A 3,826-nucleotide genomic window follows, 5' to 3' on the forward strand; every position below is an offset into this window, starting at 1 on the left:
GCCACATGTGGCGCGGGGCATCCTGGTCTCGCGCATGCCAGAGGAGGCTGACGGCGATAGGGCCGAGTTCGACCGGCGGCGGCAGCATGATGAAGCGTGCCGCGCCGGCTGCGGTGCGCGCCAGACTTTCAGGCAGAGTCATCACCAGATCGGAACCGGCAGCGATTTCCATCGCGGCGAAGAAGTTTGGCACGCGCGTGCGCACGCGCCGGCGACGGCCCATGGCCGAGAGCAATTCGTCCACAGGCGCGGGGCCGGTACCTGTGACGTTGATCGTCATGTGATCGAGGGTCAGATAGGTATCGAGGGTAAGCCTATTCTCGCCCGCCGGATGCCCCTTGCGCATGATCGTGACAAACCGGTCTTCGAACAGTTTCCGGCGCAGAATCCCTGACGGTGCCACCTCGATGACGCCAACAGCCGCATCGACCATCTCGTTCTCCAGCATCGCCGCAATGGCCGGGCCGGGCGGGATAATGTCGAGATCGACAGCCGGCGCCTCCTCCGCAAGGCGGGAGAGCAGATGCGGCGCAAGCACGGCAGCATGCAGGTCGGTCATCAGCAGGCGAAGGGGGCCGGTCGCCACCGCAGGGTCGAAGCGGCGGGCCTCCAGCAGCGCGCCGACCCCGGCAAGGATCTGCCTCAAAGCAGGGCGCAATTCCGTGGCGCGGGCGCTGAGCAGATAGCCTCCCGGCCCATCGACCAGCAAGGCATCCGAAAACAGGTCCCGGAGCCGCCCGAGCGCACGGCTTGCCGCAGGCTGGCTCATGCCAAGGCGCGTCGCGGCACGGGTTACATTCCGCTCCTCCAGCAGGGCGTCGAGCGTCACCAGCAGGTTGAGATCGATCCGGCGTAAATCCACTTGGTGCATGATGAGTATATATACCATGCATTAGACGCATTGAAGCCCGCCCATTACGGTCCCCGAACGGATCGAAACATGGAAGGAGCAGGATCATGCAGGTGGTGTTCGGTGCAAATGGCAGGGCTGGAGGCGAGACAGCGCGCGCCCTGATCGAACGGGGCCTTGATGTGCGCATCGTCCTGCGCCGGGCGGAACATGCGGCAGCCTGGCGGGACACCGGCGTGCAGATTGCCATCGCGCGCATGGACAATGAAGATGAGGTGGCGGCGGCGCTGGAAGGCGCAACGGGCGCTTTTCTGCTCAATCCGCCGCCTTCTGTCGGCAATCCTCATGAACAGACGGAAAAGATCGGCACAGCCCTCGCCGAGGCAGCGCGGCGCATGCAACTGCCCAGGGCCGTGGTGCTATCCTCGGTCGGCGCGCAGCACGCCTCCGGTACCGGGGTCATCACGACCCTGAACCGGCTGGAAACCCTGCTCGATGGTGCCGCAACGGCAACAATGTTTCTGCGGCCGGGCTATTTCGTGGAGAGCTGGAGCGAGGTGGCGGAAGCCGCGATAATCGAAGGCGTCCTGCCGACCTTTATGGCACCCGCCCAGAAAATCCCGATGGTCAGCACGATCGATGTCGGTCGGGCAGCCGCTCAACTCCTCGCCGAGGACTGGAAAGGCCAGCGTATCGTCGAACTCGGCGGGCCGGAGGACTGGAGCGCCAGCGATGTAGCCGCTGCCTTCGCCAGGGCACTCGGCCGCCCGGTGACACCCACCTTTGTCCCGCCTGAGCAGCGCGCGGCCATGCTAGCGGCAGCGGGGGTCCCCAAAGAGACAGCCGATGCGCTTCTCGGAATGTATGACGGCATCGCCAGCGGGAAGGTTGCGTTCGAGCCCGGTGTGGAACGGCGACGCGGCACCGTCTCCTTGGTCGCGGCCGTGGAGCGTATCCTGTCCGCGCGGAACAGCAGCTGATCCAGCTGTCACAGTCTGGGGTATATGCAGCCGTAGGAGGAATGGCGGATGGGGTGGGATTCGAACCCACGGTGACATCGCTGCCACGCCGGTTTTCAAGACCGGTGCCTTAAACCGCTCGGCCACCCATCCATCGCTGGCATCGCCAGAGTATTGCAAGCGCCGGGTTTCTAGCACAGCGGGCGTCAGCGTCCAATCTCTTGCGTCTCCGGTAGCGTTCTACCGCTGGCACTACCTTTCTACCGCCGCGGCACATAAGGCCGCCGGCAGCCTGTTGCCAAGCGCCCGGGCCTGTGCCACATGCTGAAGGCCAGATATGCTTAACGGCCGTTACAACAGAAGGCAGCGCCATGATTCCCAGCTTCCGTTCCCGCACCGCCATCCCCCTGGACACCCAGACCGCCGGGGCTGGCCACAGGGGCAGGGGACGGCACACGGTCCTGGCGGCGTTTCTGGCCTTCGGGATGGCGCTGGGTGCTTCGAGTATCGCCCATGCTGCCGACCAGCCCTTCGACGCCTGGCTGGAAGGCGTGCGCGCCGAAGCCCGGCAGAAAGGCATCTCCGACGCCACGGTGCAGGCCGCGCTGACCGGCATCCAGCCCATTCCGCGCGTCATCGAGCTGGACCGCCGGCAGCCCGAATTCACGCTTACCTTCCAGCAATATCTTGACCGGGTGGTGCCGCAATCGCGCATCGACAAGGGCCGCCGCATGATGGCGGAGCACAAGGCGCTGTTGACCCGCATCGAGGGGCAGTTCGGCGTGCCGGCCCGGCAGATTGTCGCGCTGTGGGGTATCGAGACCGATTTCGGCCGTGTCACCGGCGGCTTCAAGGTCATTCCGGCGCTGGCCACCCTGGCACATGATGGCAGGCGCAGCGCCTTCTTCCGCAAGGAGCTGATGGACGCGCTGCAGATCGTCGATGAAGGCCATATCGATGCCGAGCGGATGCTGGGCTCCTGGGCCGGCGCCATGGGCCAGAACCAGTTCATGCCCTCCAGCTTCCGTGCCTATGCCATTGACTATACGGGCGACGGCAAGCGCGACATCTGGACCACGCTGCCCGACGTATTCGCCTCCATCGCCAATTACCTGTCCCGGGTCGGCTGGAAGAGCGACCAGACCTGGGGCCGGGTGGTGCAGCTGCCGGCCGACTTCGATGCCGGCCTTGCGGAGAAGAAGGCCCGCAAAACGATCCCGGAGTGGCAGGCGCTGGGCGTACGGCGCGCGGATGGCGGGGACCTCCCGGCGCGCGAGTTGCCGGCGCAGATCGTCCTTCCGGCCGGCGCCGGCGGACCGGCCTACATGGTGTACGACAATTTCGAGGCGATCCTGAAATGGAACCGCTCGACCTATTTCGCGATTGCGGCAGGCACGCTCGCGGATGCCCTTGGCAAGGAATAGTCCTGCCGGTACACTACTAAATGCTGTTCCACATAGAAGACTGGCCACCAGATAATGCCTTGGCGCCTGCCTGCCCGTTCCCGCTTCCGCCTTGCTTCCGTGGCCCTGACCCTGCCTTTGGCGCTTGCGGCCTGCGCGGAAGCCCAGTTCGCGGCGCAGACGGCAAAGGCCATCCAGCAGCCCTCCTCCAAGACACAAGGCTATTACAAGGTCGGTGACCCTTACGAGATCAAGGGAGTCTGGTACTACCCGACGGTCGATTACAGCTACACCGAGACGGGCATTGCCTCCTGGTACGGTCCCGGCTTCCACGGCAAGCTGACCGCCAATGGCGAAATCTATGACGAGAACGACCTGACCGCCGCGCACCGCACCCTGCCGATGCCCAGCCTGGTGCGGGTCACAAATCTGGAAAACGGGCGGGCGCTTGTCGTCCGCGTCAATGACCGCGGCCCCTTCGCGCATGGCCGGATCATCGATCTGTCGCGCCGCAGCGCCCAGCTGCTGGGGATCGAGCAGCGCGGCACCGCCAAGGTGAAGGTCGATATCCTGCCCGTGGAAAGCCAGCGCCTGGCCGAGGCGGCGAAGCAGGG

4 protein-coding genes and 1 tRNA gene are annotated in these 3,826 nt (G+C 65.3%); 3 read left to right on the forward strand and 2 right to left on the reverse strand.

The window, feature by feature from the left end:
• Nucleotides 1–871 (reverse strand): LysR family transcriptional regulator (locus MK313_RS17915; protein WP_287783549.1); only part of this gene is annotated, 871 nt, incomplete at its 3' end.
• A gap of 86 nt (nucleotides 872–957) precedes the next feature.
• Here MK313_RS17915 and MK313_RS17920 point away from each other — a divergent pair.
• Nucleotides 958–1,830, forward strand: a complete 873-nt coding sequence (locus tag MK313_RS17920) for an NmrA family NAD(P)-binding protein (RefSeq protein ID WP_287783552.1) — start codon at nucleotides 958–960, stop codon at nucleotides 1,828–1,830.
• Between the two features lie 42 nt (nucleotides 1,831–1,872).
• Here the strand turns inward: MK313_RS17920 and MK313_RS17925 are convergent.
• Nucleotides 1,873–1,962, reverse strand: a tRNA-Ser gene (locus MK313_RS17925).
• Nucleotides 1,963–2,180: 218 nt separating this feature from the next.
• Between MK313_RS17925 and MK313_RS17930 the strand changes: the two genes are divergently transcribed.
• Both MK313_RS17930 and MK313_RS17935 read left to right on the forward strand, forming a co-directional pair.
• Entirely contained in the window at nucleotides 2,181–3,233 is a 1,053-nt protein-coding gene (locus MK313_RS17930; RefSeq protein WP_287783555.1) for a lytic transglycosylase domain-containing protein, read from the forward strand.
• Nucleotides 3,234–3,287: 54 nt separating this feature from the next.
• Nucleotides 3,288–3,826: septal ring lytic transglycosylase RlpA family protein (locus tag MK313_RS17935; RefSeq protein WP_416054154.1), on the forward strand; the 539-nt coding region annotated here is incomplete at its 3' end.

This window comes from Oceanibaculum sp. (genome assembly GCF_022449305.1).
Taxonomy (GTDB): Bacteria; Pseudomonadota; Alphaproteobacteria; order Oceanibaculales; family Oceanibaculaceae; genus Oceanibaculum; species Oceanibaculum indicum.

What these genes read in the sequence shown, in the direction of transcription:
- MK313_RS17920 (WP_287783552.1), top strand. Translation starts at nt 958, where the DNA reads ATGCAGGTGGTGTTCGGTGCAAATGGCAGGGCTGGAGGCGAGACAGCG.
- MK313_RS17930 (WP_287783555.1), top strand. Translation starts at nt 2,181, where the DNA reads ATGATTCCCAGCTTCCGTTCCCGCACCGCCATCCCCCTGGACACCCAG.